This is a genomic window from Bacillus sp. SORGH_AS_0510 (assembly GCF_030818775.1).
Lineage (GTDB): Bacteria > Bacillota > Bacilli > Bacillales > Cytobacillaceae > Neobacillus.
Window position 1 is genome coordinate 3,780,126 of the sequence record NZ_JAUTAU010000001.1, and the last position, 21,067, is coordinate 3,801,192.

Annotated in this window: 19 protein-coding genes; 10 read left to right on the top strand and 9 right to left on the bottom strand. The window is 36.0% G+C overall.

The window, feature by feature from the left end:
* Positions 1-82: 82 nt before the first annotated feature.
* Complete coding sequence (locus tag QE429_RS19300) at positions 83-2,977, bottom strand: 2-oxoglutarate dehydrogenase E1 component (RefSeq protein ID WP_307289340.1); 2,895 nt, start codon at positions 2,975-2,977, stop codon at positions 83-85.
* Between the two features lie 167 nt (positions 2,978-3,144).
* On the opposite strand from QE429_RS19300, the gene QE429_RS19305 reads away from it, so the two are divergent.
* Both QE429_RS19305 and QE429_RS19310 read left to right on the top strand, forming a co-directional pair.
* Positions 3,145-4,029 carry a LysR family transcriptional regulator gene (locus QE429_RS19305; RefSeq protein ID WP_307289342.1) on the top strand — a complete coding sequence of 295 codons (885 nt, stop codon included), beginning with the start codon at positions 3,145-3,147 and terminating at the stop codon, positions 4,027-4,029.
* Positions 4,030-4,309: 280 nt separating this feature from the next.
* Entirely contained in the window at positions 4,310-4,468 is a 159-nt protein-coding gene (locus tag QE429_RS19310) for a hypothetical protein (RefSeq protein WP_307289344.1), read from the top strand.
* A 198-nt stretch (positions 4,469-4,666) separates the two neighbouring features.
* On the opposite strand, the gene QE429_RS19315 is transcribed toward QE429_RS19310, so the two are convergent.
* On the bottom strand, positions 4,667-5,113 hold the full coding sequence (locus QE429_RS19315) for an ArsI/CadI family heavy metal resistance metalloenzyme (RefSeq protein WP_307290891.1): 447 nt from the start codon (positions 5,111-5,113) through the stop codon (positions 4,667-4,669).
* 38 nt (positions 5,114-5,151) lie between these two features.
* A complete protein-coding gene (locus tag QE429_RS19320; protein ID WP_307289346.1) occupies positions 5,152-5,292 on the bottom strand; it encodes a hypothetical protein in 141 nt (46 codons plus the stop codon).
* A gap of 220 nt (positions 5,293-5,512) precedes the next feature.
* Here QE429_RS19320 and QE429_RS19325 point away from each other — a divergent pair, with 220 nt between their 5' ends.
* From QE429_RS19325 to QE429_RS19340, 4 genes are all read left to right on the top strand, one after another.
* Positions 5,513-5,839, top strand: coding sequence for an ArsR/SmtB family transcription factor (locus tag QE429_RS19325; protein ID WP_307289348.1), 327 nt, complete (start codon positions 5,513-5,515; stop codon positions 5,837-5,839).
* Between the two features lie 72 nt (positions 5,840-5,911).
* Positions 5,912-6,088, top strand: coding sequence for a hypothetical protein (locus tag QE429_RS19330; protein ID WP_307289349.1), 177 nt, complete (start codon positions 5,912-5,914; stop codon positions 6,086-6,088).
* Positions 6,089-6,157: 69 nt separating this feature from the next.
* Positions 6,158-6,349 (top strand): hypothetical protein, encoded by a 192-nt coding sequence (locus QE429_RS19335; protein WP_307289351.1) that lies wholly within the window; start codon positions 6,158-6,160, stop codon positions 6,347-6,349.
* Between the two features lie 12 nt (positions 6,350-6,361).
* Complete coding sequence (locus QE429_RS19340) at positions 6,362-7,228, top strand: permease (RefSeq protein WP_307289353.1); 867 nt, start codon at positions 6,362-6,364, stop codon at positions 7,226-7,228.
* Between the two features lie 408 nt (positions 7,229-7,636).
* On the opposite strand, the gene arsC is transcribed toward QE429_RS19340, so the two are convergent.
* Genes arsC through QE429_RS19355 form a run of 3 tightly spaced genes read right to left on the bottom strand, consistent with a single transcriptional unit; the run spans position 7,637 to position 9,510 of the window.
* The gene (arsC, locus tag QE429_RS19345; RefSeq protein WP_307289355.1) at positions 7,637-8,062 is read right to left on the bottom strand and encodes an arsenate reductase (thioredoxin); all 426 of its coding nucleotides are present in this window, start codon (positions 8,060-8,062) and stop codon (positions 7,637-7,639) included.
* 27 nt (positions 8,063-8,089) lie between these two features.
* Entirely contained in the window at positions 8,090-9,145 is a 1,056-nt protein-coding gene (gene arsB, locus QE429_RS19350) for an ACR3 family arsenite efflux transporter (protein ID WP_307289357.1), read from the bottom strand.
* A gap of 17 nt (positions 9,146-9,162) precedes the next feature.
* Positions 9,163-9,510 carry an ArsR/SmtB family transcription factor gene (locus QE429_RS19355; protein WP_307289358.1) on the bottom strand — a complete coding sequence of 116 codons (348 nt, stop codon included), beginning with the start codon at positions 9,508-9,510 and terminating at the stop codon, positions 9,163-9,165.
* Positions 9,511-9,671: 161 nt separating this feature from the next.
* On the opposite strand from QE429_RS19355, the gene QE429_RS19360 reads away from it, so the two are divergent.
* Positions 9,672-11,327, top strand: coding sequence for a M1 family metallopeptidase (locus tag QE429_RS19360; protein WP_307289360.1), 1,656 nt, complete (start codon positions 9,672-9,674; stop codon positions 11,325-11,327).
* A 61-nt stretch (positions 11,328-11,388) separates the two neighbouring features.
* Here QE429_RS19360 and pyk read toward each other — a convergent pair whose 3' ends face one another.
* The 3 genes from pyk to QE429_RS19375 form a co-directional block, all read right to left on the bottom strand.
* On the bottom strand, positions 11,389-12,450 hold the full coding sequence (gene pyk / locus QE429_RS19365; protein WP_307289362.1) for a pyruvate kinase: 1,062 nt from the start codon (positions 12,448-12,450) through the stop codon (positions 11,389-11,391).
* Between the two features lie 107 nt (positions 12,451-12,557).
* Entirely contained in the window at positions 12,558-13,628 is a 1,071-nt protein-coding gene (locus QE429_RS19370; RefSeq protein ID WP_307289363.1) for a serine hydrolase domain-containing protein, read from the bottom strand.
* Between the two features lie 416 nt (positions 13,629-14,044).
* Positions 14,045-14,935 (bottom strand): hypothetical protein, encoded by an 891-nt coding sequence (locus tag QE429_RS19375; protein ID WP_307289365.1) that lies wholly within the window; start codon positions 14,933-14,935, stop codon positions 14,045-14,047.
* A gap of 249 nt (positions 14,936-15,184) precedes the next feature.
* Here QE429_RS19375 and QE429_RS19380 point away from each other — a divergent pair, with 249 nt between their 5' ends.
* From QE429_RS19380 to QE429_RS19390, 3 genes are all read left to right on the top strand, one after another.
* A complete protein-coding gene (locus tag QE429_RS19380; protein ID WP_307289367.1) occupies positions 15,185-17,029 on the top strand; it encodes an ATP-dependent nuclease in 1,845 nt (614 codons plus the stop codon).
* A gap of 167 nt (positions 17,030-17,196) precedes the next feature.
* Positions 17,197-18,861 carry a DUF262 domain-containing protein gene (locus QE429_RS19385; protein ID WP_307289368.1) on the top strand — a complete coding sequence of 555 codons (1,665 nt, stop codon included), beginning with the start codon at positions 17,197-17,199 and terminating at the stop codon, positions 18,859-18,861.
* Between the two features lie 12 nt (positions 18,862-18,873).
* Entirely contained in the window at positions 18,874-21,021 is a 2,148-nt protein-coding gene (locus QE429_RS19390) for a DUF262 domain-containing protein (protein ID WP_307289369.1), read from the top strand.
* Positions 21,022-21,067: the final 46 nt, after the last annotated feature.

A 21,067-nucleotide genomic window follows, 5' to 3' on the forward strand; every position in this document is an offset into this window, starting at 1 on the left:
TCGTATCCTCCTAGAAATGATGTTATATCTCCGATTATGTTAGTCTATTCCACTCTAGTATTTTGCTGGTGATGATAGATTGTTAGTAGCTAACTCTCTGGCTTGTTTCTTTGGTATCTACTAGACTCTTATAATTCAAAGCCTGTTGGATAATCCGTTCTTGTTCCAACTTATGAACGGTTGGGTCGCCACCTGCCGTACTTGAACGATCCTGACGACCGATGTAACCAACTGTCAGGCTACCAGAAGAAGCAAGTTCAAAAAGAGTAGGGGCGATATAATGCCACGCTCCCATATTTTTCGGTTCTTCCTGTACCCACACGATTTCCTTCAGATTCGGGTAACGGTTTAAGATCTCTTTTACTTTCTCTAATGGAAATGGATACAATTGTTCAATTCGAACGATGTGTGTCTCTGCTAGGGTTTCATTTTCTTTTCTTGATTCTATTTCTACAGCCAGATCAATCGCCATCTTACCGGTTGTTAACACTAACCGCTTTACCTTATCTGTCTCTTTTCCGAGCCTAGGCTGTTCCACTACTGTTTGGAAATGGCCTTCACTTAGATCAGTCCCAGAAGAAGCGACTAACGGGTGACGCAGAAGGCTCTTAGGCGTCATAATCACTAATGGCCGAACAAATTCTGTTCCTAAAATAGAAGCTTGACGACGTAAAATATGAAAATATTGTGCAGCACTTGTCAGATTGGCAACCGTCCAGTTATTTTCAGCTGCTAACTGTAAAAAACGTTCAGGACGGGCACTGGAATGCTCCGGACCTTGCCCTTCATAGCCGTGAGGCAACAGGAGAATCATCCCTGATTTTTGTCCCCATTTTGCTCTTGCCGATGAAACAAATTGATCATAAAGTGGCTGTGCTGTATTGGCAAAGTCGCCATATTGCGCTTCCCACATGACAAGGGTCTCAGGCGCAAATACATTATACCCATATTCATATCCTACAACAGCTGCTTCCGAAAGCGGACTATTATGAACCGCAAACGATGCTTGTGCTTGCGGAAGATGGTGCAGTGGTGAATAAGTTTCGTTTGTTTCCGAGTCGTGAAGCACAATGTGCCGCTGCGCAAATGTTCCACGCTCAGAATCTTGGCCGGTGAGACGAATCGGTGTACCATCTTTTAACATGGAAGCAAATGCCAGCACTTCTGCTACTGCCCATTCTACCTTACCGTCCTCTTCTAGTGCGTTTTCACGTCGCTCCAAGATCCGCTTTAGTTTTGGATAGACATGGAAACCTTCCGGCCATTTCAGCAAATCATGGTTTAATTCACGAAGCGTATCGAGTGGGACGTTCGTTTCTAACGGTGGAATTCCTTTGGAAATCACCCTAGGAACCTCAATTTCTGCAACAGGTTCACTCTGCTTCTTCTCTTCCACTTTTTCATACTCAGCCTGCAACATTTCTTGTACACTGCTATTGATTTGTTCTACTTCTTCTTGTTTGAGAATGCCTTTATTTTGTAACTGATTTGAGTACAATGCTCTTACAGTAGGATGCTTTACAATTTTTCTGTAAATCTGTGGCTGTGTAACCGCTGGATCGTCCATTTCATTGTGGCCAAATCGGCGGTATCCCACTAGATCAATCAAAAAGTCCTTTTGGAACCGAGCACGGTATTGATAGGCAAGACGAACAGCTGCCAGACAGGCTTCTGGATCATCTGCATTTACATGGACAATCGGAATCTCAAATCCTTTTGCCAAGTCGCTTGAATATCTCGTCGAACGAGAATCATGGCTATCTGTCGTAAAGCCGACCATGTTGTTGGCAATGATATGAATGGTTCCACCAGTTCGATACCCTCTTAACCCACTTAAATTTAAGGTCTCTGCTACAATTCCCTGGCCGGGAAAGGCTGCATCGCCATGGACTAAAATTGCAAACGCTTTTTTAACATCCTGCATAGGGTAACCAGCATTTTTTCGTTCTTCTTGGGCTGCTCTTGCAAAACCTTCGACGACGGGATCGACAAACTCAAGATGACTCGGATTATTGGCTAAGGTAATACGTGCACGGACCTTTCCTGGACCTTCCATGAATCGATTACGTCCTAAATGGTATTTCACATCACCAGTCCAGCCCTCACTAATGTCAACTAAATCTTCTGACGGACCCTGTTGTTTAGCAGATGAATGTTGAAATTCTGAGAACATCTTGCTGTATGGTTTGTTCAATACATGCGCAAGGACACTTAAACGGCCACGATGCGCCATTCCAATCACAACATTACGTGCTCCATCTCCGACCCCTTCGTGTACCGCTTCATTCAGCATAGGTACAAGCATGTCAACGCCTTCAATGGAAAATCTCTTTTGACCGACAAATGTTTTATGCAAAAATTGTTCGAAACCTTCAACCTCAGTCAAAGACTGTAACAAGTTCGTTTGTTCTTCTTTAGATAAGGATCGATGCAAAGAGCCGGTCTCCACCATTTGAGTGAGCCATGCTCGTTCATCCATTTGTTGCACATGGTTAAATTCATAGGCTAGTGTGGAGGTATAAACACCTTTTAAATGGTTCATAGCTTCCCATGCGGTTTGAATGCCTTCCGGTGATTCTTCCCAAACAAGTTTAACTGGTATCGCTTTCAAATCTTGTTCACTTACACCATATTTTTCAGGAGTAAACAATTCTTGATGTTGTAGATTTTCCTTTAATGGGTTCATGTTCGCTGCTAAATGACCATTGGACCGAATTTCATCAAAGAGTTTTACCACTTTTAGTACTTTTTGTATATTTACGGATTGAGTAGATTCGATACATTCTTTATTTAGGGTCTGTTCATTGTCTCTTAACTCATAAGACACAGGTGAGCCCCATTTAATGAATAGTTCTTTTAATTTTGGATCAATTGAGTCTTCTCCGTTCGTATATCGTTCATATTGTTCGATTACATAGCCAAGGTTTGGACCATTGAATTTTCTCCATGGATTTTTTTGGTTCTTCTGTACTTCCATTCACAATTCCCCCATTGTTGTATTACTTTATATGTCTCGTTTCGGATTATTTAGTGAACTTATAATTAATTGCATATGGTTAAGGATAATGTAATAATTGAAATAAATAAAATGCTAATTTATTATATTAATCTATAAAAAATATTTATATCAGATTAGGTGGAACAATGGATTACCGTGACTGGGAAATACTAAAGGTACTATATCAACAAAAGAATCTTACAAAAACAGCTCGCCTCTTATTTCTTACTCAGCCTGCATTAACGACTCGCTTAAAGCATATGCAGGAAGAATTAGGTGTTAAAATCGTAAATCGTGAAAGCAGGGGAGTGCATTTTACCCCACAAGGAGAATATCTTGTCCATTGTGCTGAAGAGGCCCTTGCTCATTATGAAAAGATAAAAGAAAATGTTCAAAATATGAGTAATAATGAAAGTGACGAAGTAGTAGGTACGTTGAAATTGGGGGTATCTAATTTTTTTGCAAATTATGAACTTCCATATGTTTTAAAATTATTTAAAAAGCAATATCCTCATGTGGAATTCAAAGTCACAACCGGATGGAGCAGAGATGTTACTCAACTTATACACAATAAAGATGTACATATCAGCTTTGTCCGTGGAGATTATGGCTGGCGGGGTTTATCGAAACATCAGTTATTTGAGGAAACCATCTGCATTGCTTCAAAAAAAGAGTTTGATATGGATGATCTCCCTCGTCTTCCTAGAATCGAATATAAAGGGGATTACTTATTAAGATCTGTCATTGATCATTGGTGGGCTGAGAATTTTGCGCAAGCCCCTTTTATTAGTATAGAAGTGGACCAAGTTGATCCTTGTAAGGAAATGGTTAAAAACGGTTTAGGTTATGGAATATTATCCAGCAGGGTACTAACTGGGATAGAGGACTTATACAAAATCCACATAAAAGATCAAGAAGGAAAGCCCATTTTACGCAGAACTTGGATGTATTATCATAAGGAATCGCTGGAATGGAATGTGGTAAAAGCGTTCGTTCAATTTATCGAGAATTTTGATTGGAAGGACAATTGATTTGTTTTATTGGGAGATTAGGTAAACCATCCGAACTGAAAAATATTCGGAGAAATTCCGCCTATTTACTCTAAAAATTAAAAATCAGGAGATTTTTCTTATGCTAAGCGGAAAATCTCCGCTTATTTTACTTGCTTGTTCCTCGATTAAGGACAAGATATTAAAAGAAAGTGTATGAATATAACTCAAAAATCCATGAGAACCTCATTTTGATGCATTACGGTGAACCGTAATATAAATAAAGCAGTTTTTTTAGAAACTATTAGAAGAAAACCTATTTATGTGTAATGATGAAAGACAATTTAGTGGTAATCAAGAGATTTTGTCCTTCATGAAGCGAATGAAGGACAACTTGGTGATACCCGAAGAGGATTTTGTCCTTCATAAAGTGGATGAAGGACAATTTGTCGGTTCCCAAAGTGAACTTTGTTCTTCATAGTAATAACATTCGCTTTCCCTACATAGCTTTGGAACATATCTACAAGGCATGTTGCAAATAAGCTCACCTTCATAACTGTTTCAACTCCTCTACAATAAAAACAGGCATATATTGTAATTATAGGCTTGCAGGACTACTTATAAGAACAAAAATTCCTAAATATAATGTTAGGATAAAAGATATCTATAAGATAGAAAGTTAACAACATGATGAAGACTTTTTTATTTCTACTGTGGTAGGTTGAGGTGCACAACAGGAGGACTCAGAAACCATTGATTCAACATCACCTTTTGTATAGAAGAACTCCCATTCGTTTCCGTCTGGATCTGTTACCCAAAATTTATCTTGGGTTGCATAACAACAGGTAACATCCATCTCTTCCCTTGCAAAAAAGCCTAATCCTTCTAATCGTTCTTTATGTTTCAAGACTTCTTCCTGATTCTCTACTTGAAAACCAAAATGTCCAACTTGATTTCCTGAAACTTCAGCTTTTAGATTTAATGTGAAATTGAGGCCCGGGTCTTCCAGTAAAAACTTCGCATAGTCTGGCTTTACTTTAACCGGTTCAGCATTAAACACTTTATTATAAAATCCAATCGAACTATTTAAATTCGTTACGTTTATTCCAACATGCATTTTCATCAGTAGCTCTCCATATCTCTCATTTATTTTTATTATTCAACTTAGCAGCAAGAAGATTGTTGTTCATTGGTTGTTCCACTACAAGAATCCTCTTTAGTGTTTTCCACCTCTTTAATTTCAACCCCACAGCAATCTGAAGATTTTGAAGAACCCACACCAATTAACTTTTTAATAAAATTCATTTCACCCATCTCCTTAATATTTAATTTTATTTAAATCAAATATATTTGATTTATAGTTGCTATATCAACTTTTTTTGATTTATATTTTTAGTATATTAGCTGTAATTTCCAATTGCAACCACTTTATCAAATTCTTTTGATAAATATAATTGACACAAGAAAATATTGGATATAATATAATGATATCAAGAATATTTGATTTAAGAAGAAGGTGAAGAAAATGACAGAAGAATTCCAATTACAAGACATATCATTAGAAAAAGTATTTGAACAATATGAGTTAAAGTTTAAAGCAATTGCTGATAAAAAGAGACTTCAGATCATGAATATTTTAACTCAAAAAGGGGCTATGTGTGTGTGCGATCTTGCTCCAATGGTTGATATGGCTCAGTCAAAATTGTCTTATCATTTAAAGATTTTATTAGATGCCAACATAATAACAAAAGAAACACGAGGAACATGGAGTTACTACGAGCTGAACCAAGAAGAACTCAATCATTTGTTATCCCATGAACTTTGTTGTTTATTCAAACCGACCTGCTGCTAATTTTTTTACTCAATTCATCAATTTTTTTTTGATTAATATATCAATATAATTTGATTAACAGGAGGGATTCACATGTTTAATGAGTATACAGAATATCAAATGATGAAATTACGCCAGGAGGAAACGGAAAGAAATGCAAGACATACATGGAAGAATTATGTTGAAATGAACGAGGAGAACATAGCTAAAGTAAGAACCTTTCAAGTAGTACCACCGGTTAACCAATGCTGCCAATGTACCTGTGCTTAAAAGGTAGCCTTTTCTTCGATTGTAATATCAATTTTTTTTGATTAACAATTTATAACTGGAGGAATTATTATGTATCATTATAACTACGGAGTATTAGTTAAGGAAAAACAAATAGAAATTGAGAAGAAATCAATTGATACTTGGAAGTCTGTTGGCTTAAAAAAGGAATCCCTTTTTCAAAAGCTAGCTAGGAAGTTTTTTACTAATAAACAAAAAAATGAAGTAAATCGAACAAATTATTGCGTTCGCAGCGAATGCTAGGGGGAATAGAAGATGTGGTTAGATACGCTTAAAAGTTTTCTGTCTATTGCTTTAGAGTTAACGGTTTTGTTTATGATTATATCCTTCTCTATTAGTCTACTCCAGGGATATATTCCTTACGAGAAGATTGAAAAGAAGTTAGCTGGAAAAAACAAATTAATCGCTGCATCTGCAGCCATAGTGTTTGCTTTTATAACACCCTTTTGCTCCTGTTCAACGATTCCAGTAGTTGTTAATATGTTAAAAAAGAAAATGCCTTTTGGGATTGTGATGATTTTTTTGTTTGCTTCCCCTGTCCTTGACCCTACTATTTTGACCATTATGGGTGTAGCTCTTGGATGGAAAGTGACTGCAATCTACACGGTGTTAACCACAATCTTCTCCATCATCATTGGCTTTACTCTTGAGATGCTCGGTTTCGAAAAAGCGGTGAAAAATGTGGTAATGACAGGGTACGAAGAACAACACAAAAAATTTAATATTAAACTAGCACTGGGAGAAACCCTTGATTTGATGAAGAGTGTATATCCATATTTATTAATCGGTGCAGCGATCGGAGCTGTGATTCATGGTTTGGTTCCAACAGAATGGATTTCAAGTGTGTTTGGCCGTAATCATTGGTGGCTGATACCTATCGCATCCATAATAGGAATACCTTTATATATTCGTCTGTCCAGTATGATTCCCATTTCCCAAATGCTTATCGCTAAAGGAATGGCGCTAGGACCAGTCATGGCCATGATAATTAGCTCAGCAGGTGCCAGTTTGCCAGAAGTGATTCTTTTAAAATCAATCTTTAAGAAACAGCTAGTTGTTACATTCGTATTATCCGTGGTTATGATGTCTACTATTTCAGGTTTTATTTTCTACCTAATCTAAAAATGAAAAAATATGGGAAGCTAGAACTAATGACTAGCTCCCATTTGAATCCCCTATTAACAGTCACTTTCATTCCCTAACAATACAATAGCATTTGCTTCATGATTAAAATCAAGTTTCAAATCATTAGTATAAGGCTCAATTTCAGGTTCAATTGCTACTGTAATTTGATTAATTGTTACAACGTTATCATTTTTTTCTGGCTCATCCAGAGCCAGTCCTACTTGCGGCCCACCTCAGCCAAAGCCTGCAAAATAGACACGGATGTTATCGGCATCTTGATCTTCGAACAGTTGCTTCAACACATCACGAGCTTGATCTGTGATTATCATATTTTCCTCACCTTTCAAAAAATTCACTTTCTTGTTTTACTAGTTTTCTTTTATTTATGAAATACGAGTAATGCTTTTACTCTCCTGATTCAGCAAATCTCTTAATTCGATTACCGATTTCATCACGGACACGTTGGAAGAATGCCCATTTTTCTTCTTCTGTCCCCTCTGCTTTAGCTGGGTCATCAAAGCCCCAGTGAACACGTTTTACATGTGGTGGAGTGACAGGGCAATGATCTGCTGCATGACCACATAGTGTAACAACTAAGTCAGCATTATTTAAAATAGTAGGGTCAATTACATCCGATGTTTGATTAGAGATATTAATGCCTGCTTCCTCCATTGCCTTAACTGCATTTGGATTTAGTCCATGCGCCTCTAACCCCGCACTTTTGACTTCCCATTCATCGTCACTCAAATGTTTCTTTGCCCATCCCTCAGCCATTTGGCTGCGGCAAGAGTTTCCTGTACATAAGAAGTAAATAGTCTTTTTGTTCTCCATGTTGAAATCCACCTTTTATTATTAGTTTTAAGCTGCATATTCTTTAAAGTATTTTCTTTTAAACCATAAGGCTACGTTAACTAATGCAATCATGACAGGTACTTCTACTAGTGGGCCGATAACAGCTGCAAAGGCTGCACCCGAATGAATGCCAAATACGCCAACAGCTACAGCAATCGCTAGCTCAAAGTTATTACTTCCTGCTGTAAATGCAAGGGTTGTTGTTACTGGATAGTTTGCGCCAATTTTCCTTCCTAAGAAGAAAGAAACAAAAAACATCACAACAAAGTAAATTAACAATGGAATGGCAATACGAACTACGTCTAATGGCAAGCTCACAATAGCGTCTCCTTTTAAAGAGAACATGATAATAATAGTAAAAAGAAGAGCAATTAGTGTCATCGGACTAATCTTAGGGATAAACACGTTTTCATACCATACTCTTCCTTTTGCTTTCACCAATGTAAAACGTGTAATCATTCCCGCAATAAAAGGAATTCCTAGATAGATGAACACGGATTTAGCTACTTCAATCATCGTAATATTTACAACCGCCCCTTGGATTCCCATCCATTCTGGGATAATGGTTACAAAAACGTAGGCATAAACAGAGAAGAATAGCATTTGAAAAATAGAATTGAATGCAACTAATCCAGCAGCATACTCGGTATCTCCTTTTGCAAGATCATTCCAAACAATAACCATGGCAATACAACGAGCCAATCCAATCATAATGAGACCCACCATATACTCTGGTTTATCAGGAAGAAAGATGATTGCTAATAAAAACATAAGGATTGGTCCAATAATCCAGTTTTGAACTAGTGATAAAAGTAGAACCTTTACATCTTTAAACACTCGCCCAATTTCCTCGTATCGAACCTTTGCTAACGGAGGGTACATCATTAAAATTAAGCCAATGGCAAGTGGAATGGATGTCGTTCCTACTTGCAGGCTGTTCATACTATCTACAAAGCCCGGAAAGACAAAACCCAACCCTATCCCAATGGCCATAGCTAGAAAAATCCATAGTGTTAGGTACCTATCAAGGAATGATAAGCGCTTTTTCTCTAAATTACTCATTTTTTCACTCCCTATTATTAACAACCACACCTAAGTGTAGGGTTGCTTTTTTCAATCAGTTTTAATTTATCTGCCTGAACCGGTACATGTTCCAAAATATCTTCAATAAGTCCGTATAGATCACTTTGCTGATTCAAGGAATAATATATCCATTGACCTCTTCGTTCTTCCTTCACCATTCCAGCATCCTTTAGTTTACGAAGATGCTGACTGATTGAGGGCTGACTCATATCAAACACTTCAAGAAATTCACAAACACAGCATTCCCTATGTTGTAAGATAGCAACGATGGATAAACGAGTTTTATCACCAAGTAATTTTAATACGTTCGCAGCACGTTCCAAATCAACTTTCGATTTCAACACTAATTGCACCTCCATATAAACACAATATTAACAAATAAGCATGTGCTTATATTCTAATGCAATGAATAATCTATTTCAATCATTCCACTGTAACGTTCTTAATAAAAAACACGTCTATCAAGATATAGAAAATATGAATTTTCAGAATAAGGGGGATTTTAATGAAATTGGTGCTTGTAATTTTATCGTTTGTTGGTCTTCTGATTTTTCTTGGATGGACATTTTTAGCAAAGAAACAGTCAGGGAAAATCCAAGTCCAAATAATTGGTGTAGGTGTATTTCTTCTATTAATCTTTGGTGCTCTTTTCTTTTATCAGAATGGTTCAACGAAAGAAATATCAGCTCCAAAGGAAGTAAAGACAGTCGCCCCACCGAAAACAGAAGAACAAAAACCTGAAGAAAAACCAAAAGAAGAACAGAAACCAACAGAGGACCAACCAAAAGAAGAGCCTGTTGATAAAAGAGTAGCCATTGATCATGGAACAGGAAGTAAAGTACGAGGACCTGCCGATCCAAAATATATGATGAATGTAACCTATGATTCTAAAAATCACGAAATAAAAGGCAATATGAGTGTTGATTTTCTGAATAATTTAGATGTAGATTTGACGAATTTGTATTTCAACGTCTGGGCAAATGCTAATACCTATCTATTGAAGTCTAAAAAAGATGTGAATGTAACGTTTGACCAAATTAAGGTAAATGGGCAGCCTGCAACCTATTCCCTTGAGGGAACCGCTTTACATATACCTGAGGTGAGCATTAAAAAGAACGAAAAGGCTAAGGTGGAAATGACCTTTTCAGTGACAGTTCCAGAAGCATTGGACCGTTTTGGTTGGAATAAAACAACCACCTCTTTAGGTAACTGGTTTCCGATCCTTGCTGTTTATGATAATGAAGGTTGGAACGTAGATCCTTACTTCAACGGTGGTGAGTCTTTCTATTCGTTAACTGGGAACTTTGACATAACTTTAACTACGGAAAAGGAACAAGTTATCGCTACAACAGGAACGGAGGTTGGCACTCCAAAAATTAACGGAGCATTAGCCACTCATCAATATAAAGCAGTAAATGTCCGAGACTTTGCTATGGAAATGGATCCTACCTATAAGATAAAACAAACGAAGGTCGGAAATGTAAATGTGAATGTTTACTATAAAGATGAACATGCAGAATATGTAGATTTAATGGAATACGGTAGTAAGAGTCTTCAAATATTCAGTGAAAAGTTTGGAGCCTATCCATGGCCGGAACTGGATATTTGTGCAATGGAAGGCTGGTTTGGTGGGATGGAGTATCCTCAGCTTGTCATGATATCCATACCATCCGATGGGAAAGCAGCTAGAATTGATTCTACTACTGCACATGAGATTGGTCATCAATGGTTTTATGGAATTATTGGGAATAATGAATTTGATGAACCATGGTTAGATGAATCCTTTGCTAGTTATGCTGCTGCATTATTCGACCAAACCTTAGATACTGATCCACCTGTGGATGAAACTAGATTAGCAGACGGTCACCTAACTCATTCCATTGATAATTTTTTTGAAAATGGTACAGAAAGTAAAAGAAACTATTATTACACAATATATGCGTACGGAGCCCAAACGGTGGATGACCTTCGAAAGGAGCTAGGTGACAATCAATTCTATGCGTCCATGCAAGCCTATTTCAAAGCAATGAAGTTTGGTGTTTCCACTACGGCTGATTTTATTCGAATTATGCAGGAAACAAGTAAACGCGATTTAACTAAATTTTTCGAAGCCCATCGGATTTTCCCTGCGGACCAAGAGGGTGTTGAAGTTAACTCCTAACAACATACAAAGAAAAAGGTCGTTGAGGTAAAAATCCTCAATGACCTTTTTCTAGTTATTATTATATCTCGTTATTGATTAGCTTTAACAGATCATTCATATCAAAAGGATGATACTTTTTAACAATCTCAGAAAAATGAGATATTCTTCTTAATGTATCAATACTTTCAATAGGGTGCGAACCAGATGCACTCTCTGCGGAGAGCATTACAGCATTCGTTCCATCTAACACAGCTTGAAAGATATCGGTTACCTCTGCTCTTGTTGGCAAAGCATGTTCAGTCATAGATTGCAACATTTGGGTTGCCGTAACCACATATTTCCCTATTTTGTTACATTCATCTACTATTGCTTTTTGTATAAGAGGAATCCATTGGAAAGGCAATTCGACTCCTAAGTCACCTCTTGCAATCATGATAGCATCTGATCTTTCGCATATTTCTTTAAAGTTTTGTAAGGCTTCAAGGGTTTCAATCTTTGCCATTAGCTTAGGAGGATTCGGAGTACTCAGTTTCACAAATTCGCGAACATTGTCAATGTGAGTCGGTTTCCTAATAAACGAACAGGCAATAAAGTCTACTTGATTATTAATAAGAAACTGTATATCTTGCTTGTCCTTTTCTGTAATGGCCGGCAATGAGATTGCTGTGCCGGGAACATTAACTCCTTTTCTAGATGATATCGTTCCACCTACTTTTACGACTGATTTAATAGAATTATCACCTAGCTCAGATACCGTTAATTCGACCTCACCATCATTGATTAGAATTTTACTCCCGATTTTAACGTCATGAATTAATCCCTTGTAGTCAATACTCCCTACTTCATTATTACCAACAACATCATCTGTTGTTAATATAAATTGGTCTCCTTCTTGAAGATGGATGCTGTCATCAGAAAACTTACCTAACCTTATTTTTGGACCTTGAAGATCACCTAGAATTTTTATTTCCTTACCTTTTTCTTCACTTATTGAACGTACAAGTTGGATTACCTCATGGTGGGTTTGGTGATTTCCATGAGAAAGATTTAAACGGATCATTGTCATGCCGTGATCGATCAGTTCAGAGATAACCTCCCTACTATTACTAGCTGGCCCGATAGTACATATACGATCTATCATATATACCCTCCTATTCTTTAAACCAGTAATAGTATGTCCAGAAGGGACAAAGTAACAAAACTGTTATTGATTCCACTTGGTAATATCAGCTAAGATGTATGAGTTTCTTAATGCTTTTCTTTCATTATGCTGTAAATATCGACAGCAACGTTTTTGATATCACACTGTTTATCTCTCACATTCAGAAGGATTACAATTGAGGTTTTATCATCATAATACACATGAAAGGACTCCCAGCCCCCCACAACACCTCTGCTATAAACCCGGTCGTCTTTATGGTAAAGGCCAAGGCCATAACTTGATATTGTTCTCCTAGAGACCATTTCCTTTAAACTTTTTTTTGAAATAAGCTTCCGGCTCATCAATGCTTCATCAAATCTACTTACATCAAGTGCGGTTGCATAAATATCACCACATCCAAAAAGTAATGTTGGATTCAGTTTACTTGCAGGGATATAGTGTCCTGCCATTTTGATATATCCTTTAGAGGAAAGTGAAGCAGTTTTTTCAGAGGTGATAAACCCCGCGTTGACCATGGAAGCCTTATTAAAAATATTTTTCTTGATATATTCATGCAACGGTAGCTCTGACACTTGCTCAACAATATGACCAAGGATGATATAGTTAATATCGTTATAATCCCATCTTGTACCTGGAGGAAATTTACTACTTCTATTACCTGCTCTTTTAATAATATCTTTAGGGCTCTTGTCACCTCCAAGCAAAATCGGTGAGCGGATTCCCGAAGTATGATTTAACAAATGGACAATTTTCACGTTTTTTGGAAGGTCCGAAACATATGTAGATGCTGAATCTTGGATGCTCAACCTTCCCTTTTCTTGAAGCTGAAGAATACAAACCGCAACCAAAGTTTTCGTTATTGAACCTATCGGATACGTAGTGGATGGACTATTTAAAATATGGTTAGAAACGTCTGAATATCCAATTCCTCCAGTAAAGATATTCTTTTTGTTTTTTACTACCGCAATACTCCCACTTATATGGTTGGATTTCAAATAGTCACTAATCTTTTGCTGGATTTGAATTTCCTTTGATGTTGGTTTTATTGAATTATTATCTTGAGCAGAAACATTATGTAAAGGCTTAAGGGTTGCTTGAATATGATTGCTGGAAAGTACGAGGGTTAGTAAATAGATTAAAAGATATTTATACTTCACGTTAAGTCCTCATCTTTAAGTATTATTTATTGTTTATTTTTTATAAAAAGATGAGAATTCATTCATAGCTAAAACATCAAATATGAAAAAAAGCCTAAAACCCTATTTATCTAGGTTTTAGACTTCTTTAACAGATGACCTGTGAGGGGTTCGAACCCCCGACCTCAACCCTGTCAATTCACAGTTAGGTCCATCCGTGTGTTTCCTCGTAATTCCTAAGGTTCCTTTATAGCAACAGTACAGCGATTTTTTAAGATGTAAATGTCCTCTGGATAACCGTTGTATCCTTAAGTGTGTGACCAATTTGGTGACCACTTAAGGATAGTATCTATGGACCTGATCACCTATAAAGTTGGAAATGTTTTAAGAATGGAAAATTACCTAGTTACCGTTGCCATTTAATAGGTAATCATTCTTTAATCTAATATTTCTTTCCATTCAAATGGATACTTAAAACCAGTTTCTTCTGGTAATAATCTAATGTCATCGATAATTTTAGTTTTTCTATTAGCTTCGTTAATTTTACTGATATCATTATGTATATCCAATAAGTCAATGGATGTTGAAATATTTTTATGTATTTTAATCAATCCTGTATCATACCCGTTAACTTTATTCAATAATTTTATTACCTCGGATAATTCATTCTGTTGTGGCTGCTTCAATTGGAGTGATAACTCTAATAACTTTCCCCTTATTTCTTTGGTCTTTTGCCCTATAAGTACATATTCAGCATCGATTGCAAAGTAATTTTTCCCTTTTATTTTTTCAATTGTTATATAATTCTCAGCCAATAGTTGTCTTAAATGGTAACTTGACAGCCAAAAATTACTAACAATTCCACCATTATTTATATCCAAGAAATAAAGTACTAAAAATGCCTCTTTCTCATTCACCAGTTTCATCATGTTTCTTGTCGACACATAGAACTTTTTTCTTGTTTTTCTAGTGTCTAGTTCATACCTATAATCAGTTTCATTTAACCAACGTGATTTTACTTGGAAAAACCTAACTGTATTTACTACAGTACTCTCATATAGAGTTTTTCTTTGGTGAGTAGACATAACATCAAAGCCAAAATCTCCAGGAAGCTTAATACCTTCAAATCCTATTCTAAACAATTCAGCAATAAGATGGTATTCTGCTACAAAGCCTTTATATAAACTCATAGCGAAATCTTTCTCTTTTTCAATTAATTCTTCGTATGGAAGTACAACACTATTAACCCAATACATCCCATCAAGATATTCTTCATACTCATCTTCTCCAATTTCACAATCAGCATCCATATTAAAATCTTCAACCATTTACCTCTTCACTCCTAATCTTTTTATTTCGATCCGCCTCTTCAATATTAATTCATTCTCCGACTGTCGACAAATTCCCTTGTCACGAACAAAATAGAACCATAAATGCAGGGTTATACTTATTTTTGTTTAAAATTATAAAGCATATCTCGGAACAACGACTTTTATTTACTCCTTCATATTTTCAACTTGATTAATATTTTGGTATATTAACATTATTAAACCTAAAATTACTATACGAGGTATGTTATGGAAATAAAACACACTGAAGACAACTATCATAATCTAATAAAAACTATTGATCAAATGTTCGAAAGACCAAGTGTATTTAATAATTTCATAAATAGAATTATTTTCCCATTTTACAAAAATTTTGAATTAGATTCCGAAATTCACTTTAATTACCCTTTTACAGTTTTGGTTGGTAAAAATGGCTGTGGAAAAAGTTCAGCGTTACATGCCCTTTACGGGTGTCCCAAAGATAATTCAACAGCCGACTTTTGGTTTTCCACCCATCTCGACCCTATTGTAGAAGCTGGCGGTATTATTAATAGTTATATTTATGAATTTACTGACAAAGGGAAATTGCAGGCTGCACACAAGGCACGTACAAGAAGAAGCAAAGGAGTGAAGCATAAAGAGAATCTAGATTATTGGGAAACCCGAATCATTTCAAAAAGAAGAAAAAGCAAGTATGGATTAACAACAAGTACTCATCGTGACAACCCAATCAATAAGAACGTTGTATATTTGGATTTTAGATCTGAACTAAGTGCTTTTGATCAATATTTTTACTTTGGAACTCTGAACAAAAGCCTAGTTTCAAGTACAAAACAAGACTATATTAGACTACAGACTACAAAATTAAAAAACCTCTTTGAAAATGCAACCATATACAACTCTGGTGGAGTACCACAAAATGAAATTGTTGCAGCCCTTTCTAATGAAGAATTAAAAATTATTTCATTCATTCTGGGAAAAACATTTGTTTCTGGGAAAATCATTAAACATAAATTATTTGGAAGTTGGGGAACTTCAATATTTTTAGAAAAAGATTCTTTTAAATATTCGGAGGCACATGCTGGAAGTGGAGAAATTGCAATAGTAAAGTTAGTTCACACTTTACTAAATTCACCTAATCAAAGTTTAGTACTGTTGGATGAGCCAGAAGTTTCACTTCACCCAGGTGCACAAAGAAGACTAAAAATTTTTCTTCTCGAGCTTATTAAAGAAAAGAAGCATCAAATAATTGTTTCAACACATTCCCCTAATTTAGTGGAGAACCTTCCACGGAAAGCTATTAAATTATTTACATTTAATCCAGAAACAGAAAAAGTTAAGATACTAAATAATTGCTTACCAGATGAAGCATTTTATACTTTAGGGCAAACATTGACTAACCAAGTCAGCCTTATTGTTGAGGACAAATTGGCCTATAATATCATAAAAAAAGTAACACATAGTCTTGGGGAAGAAAAAGCTGCGTTACTTAACGTAGAGTTTTTCCCTGGCGGGGCACAGACATTAAAGAAAAGTTTTGTAAAACATTATGCAATAGTAGAAGACAATAATAAATTTTTTATATTTGACGGTGACCAAGATCCAAAATCCGAGGTTCTTGATTTAGGAAAGGTACTCCAAAACGATTACAATACAAATTATTTTAAAATGCATATAGATACCATTACAATGAATGCTGGTATTTCTTTTGATCGGGATGGCAATAGTGTTGAAGGTGGGCGTGATGACCAATTACTTACGGCTCAAGAAAAATTTATTAGGTTTTATAGGGAAAATGTATTTTACCTCCCAACCAACATTCCTGAGGAAATTATTTGGGATGAAGGGATTGTGTTCAGTTTAATCGATGATAAGGAAGTAATAGATAAAATAAGACAAGAGAATAACCTTAAACAAAAAATTAAACTTGCTGCTCAGGAGCTTTTCTCCAGTTCTGATAACCCAGTGGATTCCCTGGAAGGGCTTTTAATAAGTAAATGGATAAAGCGAGAAAGTAAGGATAAGGAATTAATAGTAGATATAATTAACAATATATTAGATAAAATAGAGAAACAGTCATTGGTGAACAGGTAACGACATTAAGTCGTTACTTTTTTTTGAATTATATATTAAGATTATTAAAAGGTAAATTATGCCTATTTACAGAATACTTATTATGTAGGAAGAGACTTTTCATTAAGCCGTTTCATATTACATGGATAACTTTAAATTTATATTTCTGTCATGAAAGGACTATTACTATGACAAATACAATTACGATGAAGACTATTAATGATCTTCTGGAGACAGCTGCTTTTTTTATTCCTTCATATCAGCGAGGTTATCGTTGGGATGAAACGCAGGTAAAAAACCTGTTAAATGACATCTTACAATTCATGAAAGAAGGTTCTTCTACTTTTTATTGTTTGCAGCCAATTGTTGTTCGAAAGACTTCAAAATACGAAAATGGACTACCAATATATGAAGTAATTGACGGACAACAACGGCTAACAACAATTTCACTAATTCTTACCTATTTGAATGAAGTACCATATTCACTTACGTACGAAACACGTCCTAATAGCTTTGAGTATTTAAAAGCAATAAGAGAAGAAATTGAAAATGGCACAGAAGCGAAGAACATTGATTTTCATTTCTTCAAAAAGGCGTTTGTGACCATTCAGGAATGGTTCGAGCAGCCTCGAGAAAATCGTCGTACACTACGGCAAAAATTTCTTATCGCGCTTGGGGAAAGTGTAAAGGTAATCTGGTATGAAGTATCAACTGGCGTAGAAGTACGGGAAGTCTTCAGCCGTTTGAATATCGGCAAAATACCTCTTACCAATGCAGAACTGATAAAAGCGCTAATTTTATCGAAAACTCCACAGAACAAGCAACTTGAAATAGCGAATGAATGGGACCAGATAGAGCGGCGTCTCCGTCACGATCGACTATGGTACTTTATCCAACCGAAAAGTACATATACTAATCGAATAGAATTATTGTTTGATATTTATACAGGTAATGTAGCACCGAAACATCATGACCCATTTTATACTTTTTATAAGATACAAGAGGAAACTGATTTCGAACATTTATGGCTTCAAATTAAAGCATATTTAGCACGCTTTGAGGAATGGTATGATGACCGCAAGCTGTATCATTATTTGGGCTATCTAACCCAACAAAAATCCATTACCAAATATATTGACCTTTATGATGATGACAATATAAAAGATAAGCGACATTTTCGTACGGAATTGTTAAATGAAATCAAACGTGATATTAACGGAATTAAAATTGAAGACCTCACATACGGGCAGGATAGTGCACAAATAAAAAAAATTTTGCTGCTCTTCAATATTGTTACCACATTAAACCAGAAAAATAATGAGGCTCGGTTTCCATTCGATCGATATTCTAATGAGCGCTGGAGTATAGAGCATATTCATGCTCAACATACAGATGGACTAAATACTAAAGAACAGTGGCTTGCTTGGATTCAAGATGCTATTTATATGCTGGAACAACTCGACGCAGTCAACGAACCAGAGAAATACCAACAGCTTATTCAAAAACTTCTTGAACATAAAAATGATAAGGACATAACCAGCGACATTTTTGAGCAGCTGTTTAATCAAGTGCTTGTGGAAACAGAAGAGGAATTCGGGTCAAGTATTCATGATATCGACAATCTGGTGTTATTGGACCAAGCTACTAACAGTGCACTTAGTAATCACTTTTATCCAATAAAATATCAAAGACTAATTGAGTATGACAAGCAAGGAAGCTTTATTCCGATTTGCACTCGTAATGCATTTATGAAGTATTACAGTAAAAAAGTAGATAATTTTCAACTCTGGGCAGAGCAGGATCGTGAAGATTATTTAGAGGCGGTCCAGCAAACATTGAAGATGTTTCAGTAAAGGAGAAAGAAGATGGAGACACCCATTACATTTTGGAAACTGATAAATCAATATATAATTACCATTCCACTGATACAACGTGATTATGCTCAAGGCCGAACGGATGAACGTACAAAAGATATCCGAGCGGTTTTACTCGAACATATTAAAGAAGCCCTTGAAAAGAAACGTCATGTTGATTTTGACTTTGTCTATGGTTCAGTTGAAAATCATACATTAAGCCCAATTGATGGCCAGCAGCGTTTAACAACTCTTTTTCTCTTACACTGGTATTTTGGTGTAAAAGAAGGAGTAGATTTACAAGATTCTTTAAGACGCTTCTCCTATGAAACACGTATAAGTGCACGTGATTTTTGCAGGGCACTGGTAGTGAATCCACCTACTTTTGAGAAGGTAACGGGGAAAAGGATTTCAGAGGTTTTAAAAACAGAAAAATGGTTCCATCATCAATGGCTCCAGGATCCCACTGTAAATGCAATGCTGGTAATGCTTGATGATATGCATACCCAATTTGGTTTGTTTGATATTGAGGTAATCCCACTTTTGATAGACGACACATGTCCAATTACATTTAGCTTTTTAGAGCTTAAGGAATTTGGATTAAGCGATGAACTTTATATCAAGATGAATGCCAGAGGGAAACCGCTCTCAATCTTTGAAAATTTCAAAGCACAATTTGAACAAATTTTAGAAGCGGCTGGCTTTGTACAAGAGAGCAAGGACTTTTCCATTATGCTTGAACGGGAATGGACCGATTTATTATGGGAATATAAGAGTAAAGATTACACGATAGATGAACCATTTGTTGAATTATTTAGCTTTATCACTACTGCATTAGTTGTTAAGAAAAAAGGGGTTCGTAACCCTCTTATCTTCTCGGATCCCTACGTAAAACAAGCAGACCTAAAAGATGTATACAATACACAAGAGCATGTAGAGTTCTTATTCAATGTCCTTTCCCTATGGAAAGACAGTAAAACCATTCGTGCGGAGTTTAAACAACTTGCAAAAGCTGTGCCTTTCTTCACGCCACATTCTCAGCTTTTCGACAGTTGTGTACTGGGTTCTGGTTTTAACTTAACAGAACGAATATTATTATATGCGATTGTAATGAAGAAACTTTACAAACAAGAGGAAGATATTGCTGACACGGTTCGAGTGATTCGTAATCTATTACAACGTATTCGACAAATGAACAATGGTCAATTTAACAGTAATTTACGTTTTGATTCAGTGGGTTCAATTTTCCGAACTATTGATCAGCTTATCAAGACTAATGAACCAATATATGATGTAATTTTACGATTTGACTCTGTAGAAGGATTTGCCTCAACCAGCTGGAAACAGGAGCAGGAAAAAGCAAAACTTTTAAAAGAAAGGCCAGATTTAAAAGAAGCTTTACATGAATTGGAAGATGAGCCAACTCTAAAAGGCTCTGTACATCAATTGCTTCCGATATTCATGCGCTATCCAAAAGAAACGCTAAGTTATGCAAAGGCGCTTTTACAACTGCCTGATACTTTAGTTGCTCGTGCTATGTTAGTCATTGATGATTACTCAATACAAATTGGTTGGAGTAATTTAGGGGCACGATACGTATTCGGCGGCACCCGTTATCGTGAATTGGTTTGGACAACTAATAAAGATATGACCGAGCTTTTCTCTCAATTGATTGAATTACTCATTGCTGCACCACAAGAAAGTGTAAAAGATAAACTAGAGTACATTATTAGCAATAATAATGAATGGGATCAGAGCAGCTGGGAATATTATTTTGTTAATTATTCGGAAATGCTTACTGGGAGCAACTTACTCTATGTATTTGGACAAAATTTCGAAATCGAACGTTTGTCAGGGTCCAATCTACAGGCAGAGCATATTAATCCATTTTATGATGCAGTAATTCAGATAATTGATGATGATGATATTTGTAAGCAATGGAAATCGACGGTGCGACTAAGTGATCCAAGTTATCTTGTAACTCAATGCGGAATTAAGTTTTGCATTACTAAGGGATACTGGACATATGAAGGAGACCCTAAAATTTGTGATGCCTTATCAAAGTATGATAAAACTTTATCAGATCTTGATCTTGTAGAAAGAGGAGTAGCACTGGTCCAACAAGCGCACACATTGGCAAACGTACCTGCTTTGAATTAATTACCACGAGTAATTGATAGCCATTTTCCTTTTTTAACGGTAAATG

Bases quoted from the DNA above. Each gene is read 5' to 3' on its own strand.
- QE429_RS19300 (WP_307289340.1), bottom strand. From the start codon at position 2,977: ATGGAAGTACAGAAGAACCAAAAAAATCCATGGAGAAAATTCAATGGT.
- QE429_RS19305 (WP_307289342.1), top strand. From the start codon at position 3,145: ATGGATTACCGTGACTGGGAAATACTAAAGGTACTATATCAACAAAAG.
- QE429_RS19310 (WP_307289344.1), top strand. From the start codon at position 4,310: ATGTGTAATGATGAAAGACAATTTAGTGGTAATCAAGAGATTTTGTCC.
- QE429_RS19320 (WP_307289346.1), bottom strand. From the start codon at position 5,292: ATGAATTTTATTAAAAAGTTAATTGGTGTGGGTTCTTCAAAATCTTCA.
- QE429_RS19325 (WP_307289348.1), top strand. From the start codon at position 5,513: ATGACAGAAGAATTCCAATTACAAGACATATCATTAGAAAAAGTATTT.
- QE429_RS19330 (WP_307289349.1), top strand. From the start codon at position 5,912: ATGTTTAATGAGTATACAGAATATCAAATGATGAAATTACGCCAGGAG.
- QE429_RS19335 (WP_307289351.1), top strand. From the start codon at position 6,158: ATGTATCATTATAACTACGGAGTATTAGTTAAGGAAAAACAAATAGAA.
- QE429_RS19340 (WP_307289353.1), top strand. From the start codon at position 6,362: ATGTGGTTAGATACGCTTAAAAGTTTTCTGTCTATTGCTTTAGAGTTA.
- arsC (WP_307289355.1), bottom strand. From the start codon at position 8,062: ATGGAGAACAAAAAGACTATTTACTTCTTATGTACAGGAAACTCTTGC.
- arsB (WP_307289357.1), bottom strand. From the start codon at position 9,145: ATGAGTAATTTAGAGAAAAAGCGCTTATCATTCCTTGATAGGTACCTA.
- QE429_RS19360 (WP_307289360.1), top strand. From the start codon at position 9,672: ATGAAATTGGTGCTTGTAATTTTATCGTTTGTTGGTCTTCTGATTTTT.
- pyk (WP_307289362.1), bottom strand. From the start codon at position 12,450: ATGATAGATCGTATATGTACTATCGGGCCAGCTAGTAATAGTAGGGAG.
- QE429_RS19375 (WP_307289365.1), bottom strand. From the start codon at position 14,935: ATGGTTGAAGATTTTAATATGGATGCTGATTGTGAAATTGGAGAAGAT.
- QE429_RS19380 (WP_307289367.1), top strand. From the start codon at position 15,185: ATGGAAATAAAACACACTGAAGACAACTATCATAATCTAATAAAAACT.
- QE429_RS19385 (WP_307289368.1), top strand. From the start codon at position 17,197: ATGACAAATACAATTACGATGAAGACTATTAATGATCTTCTGGAGACA.
- QE429_RS19390 (WP_307289369.1), top strand. From the start codon at position 18,874: ATGGAGACACCCATTACATTTTGGAAACTGATAAATCAATATATAATT.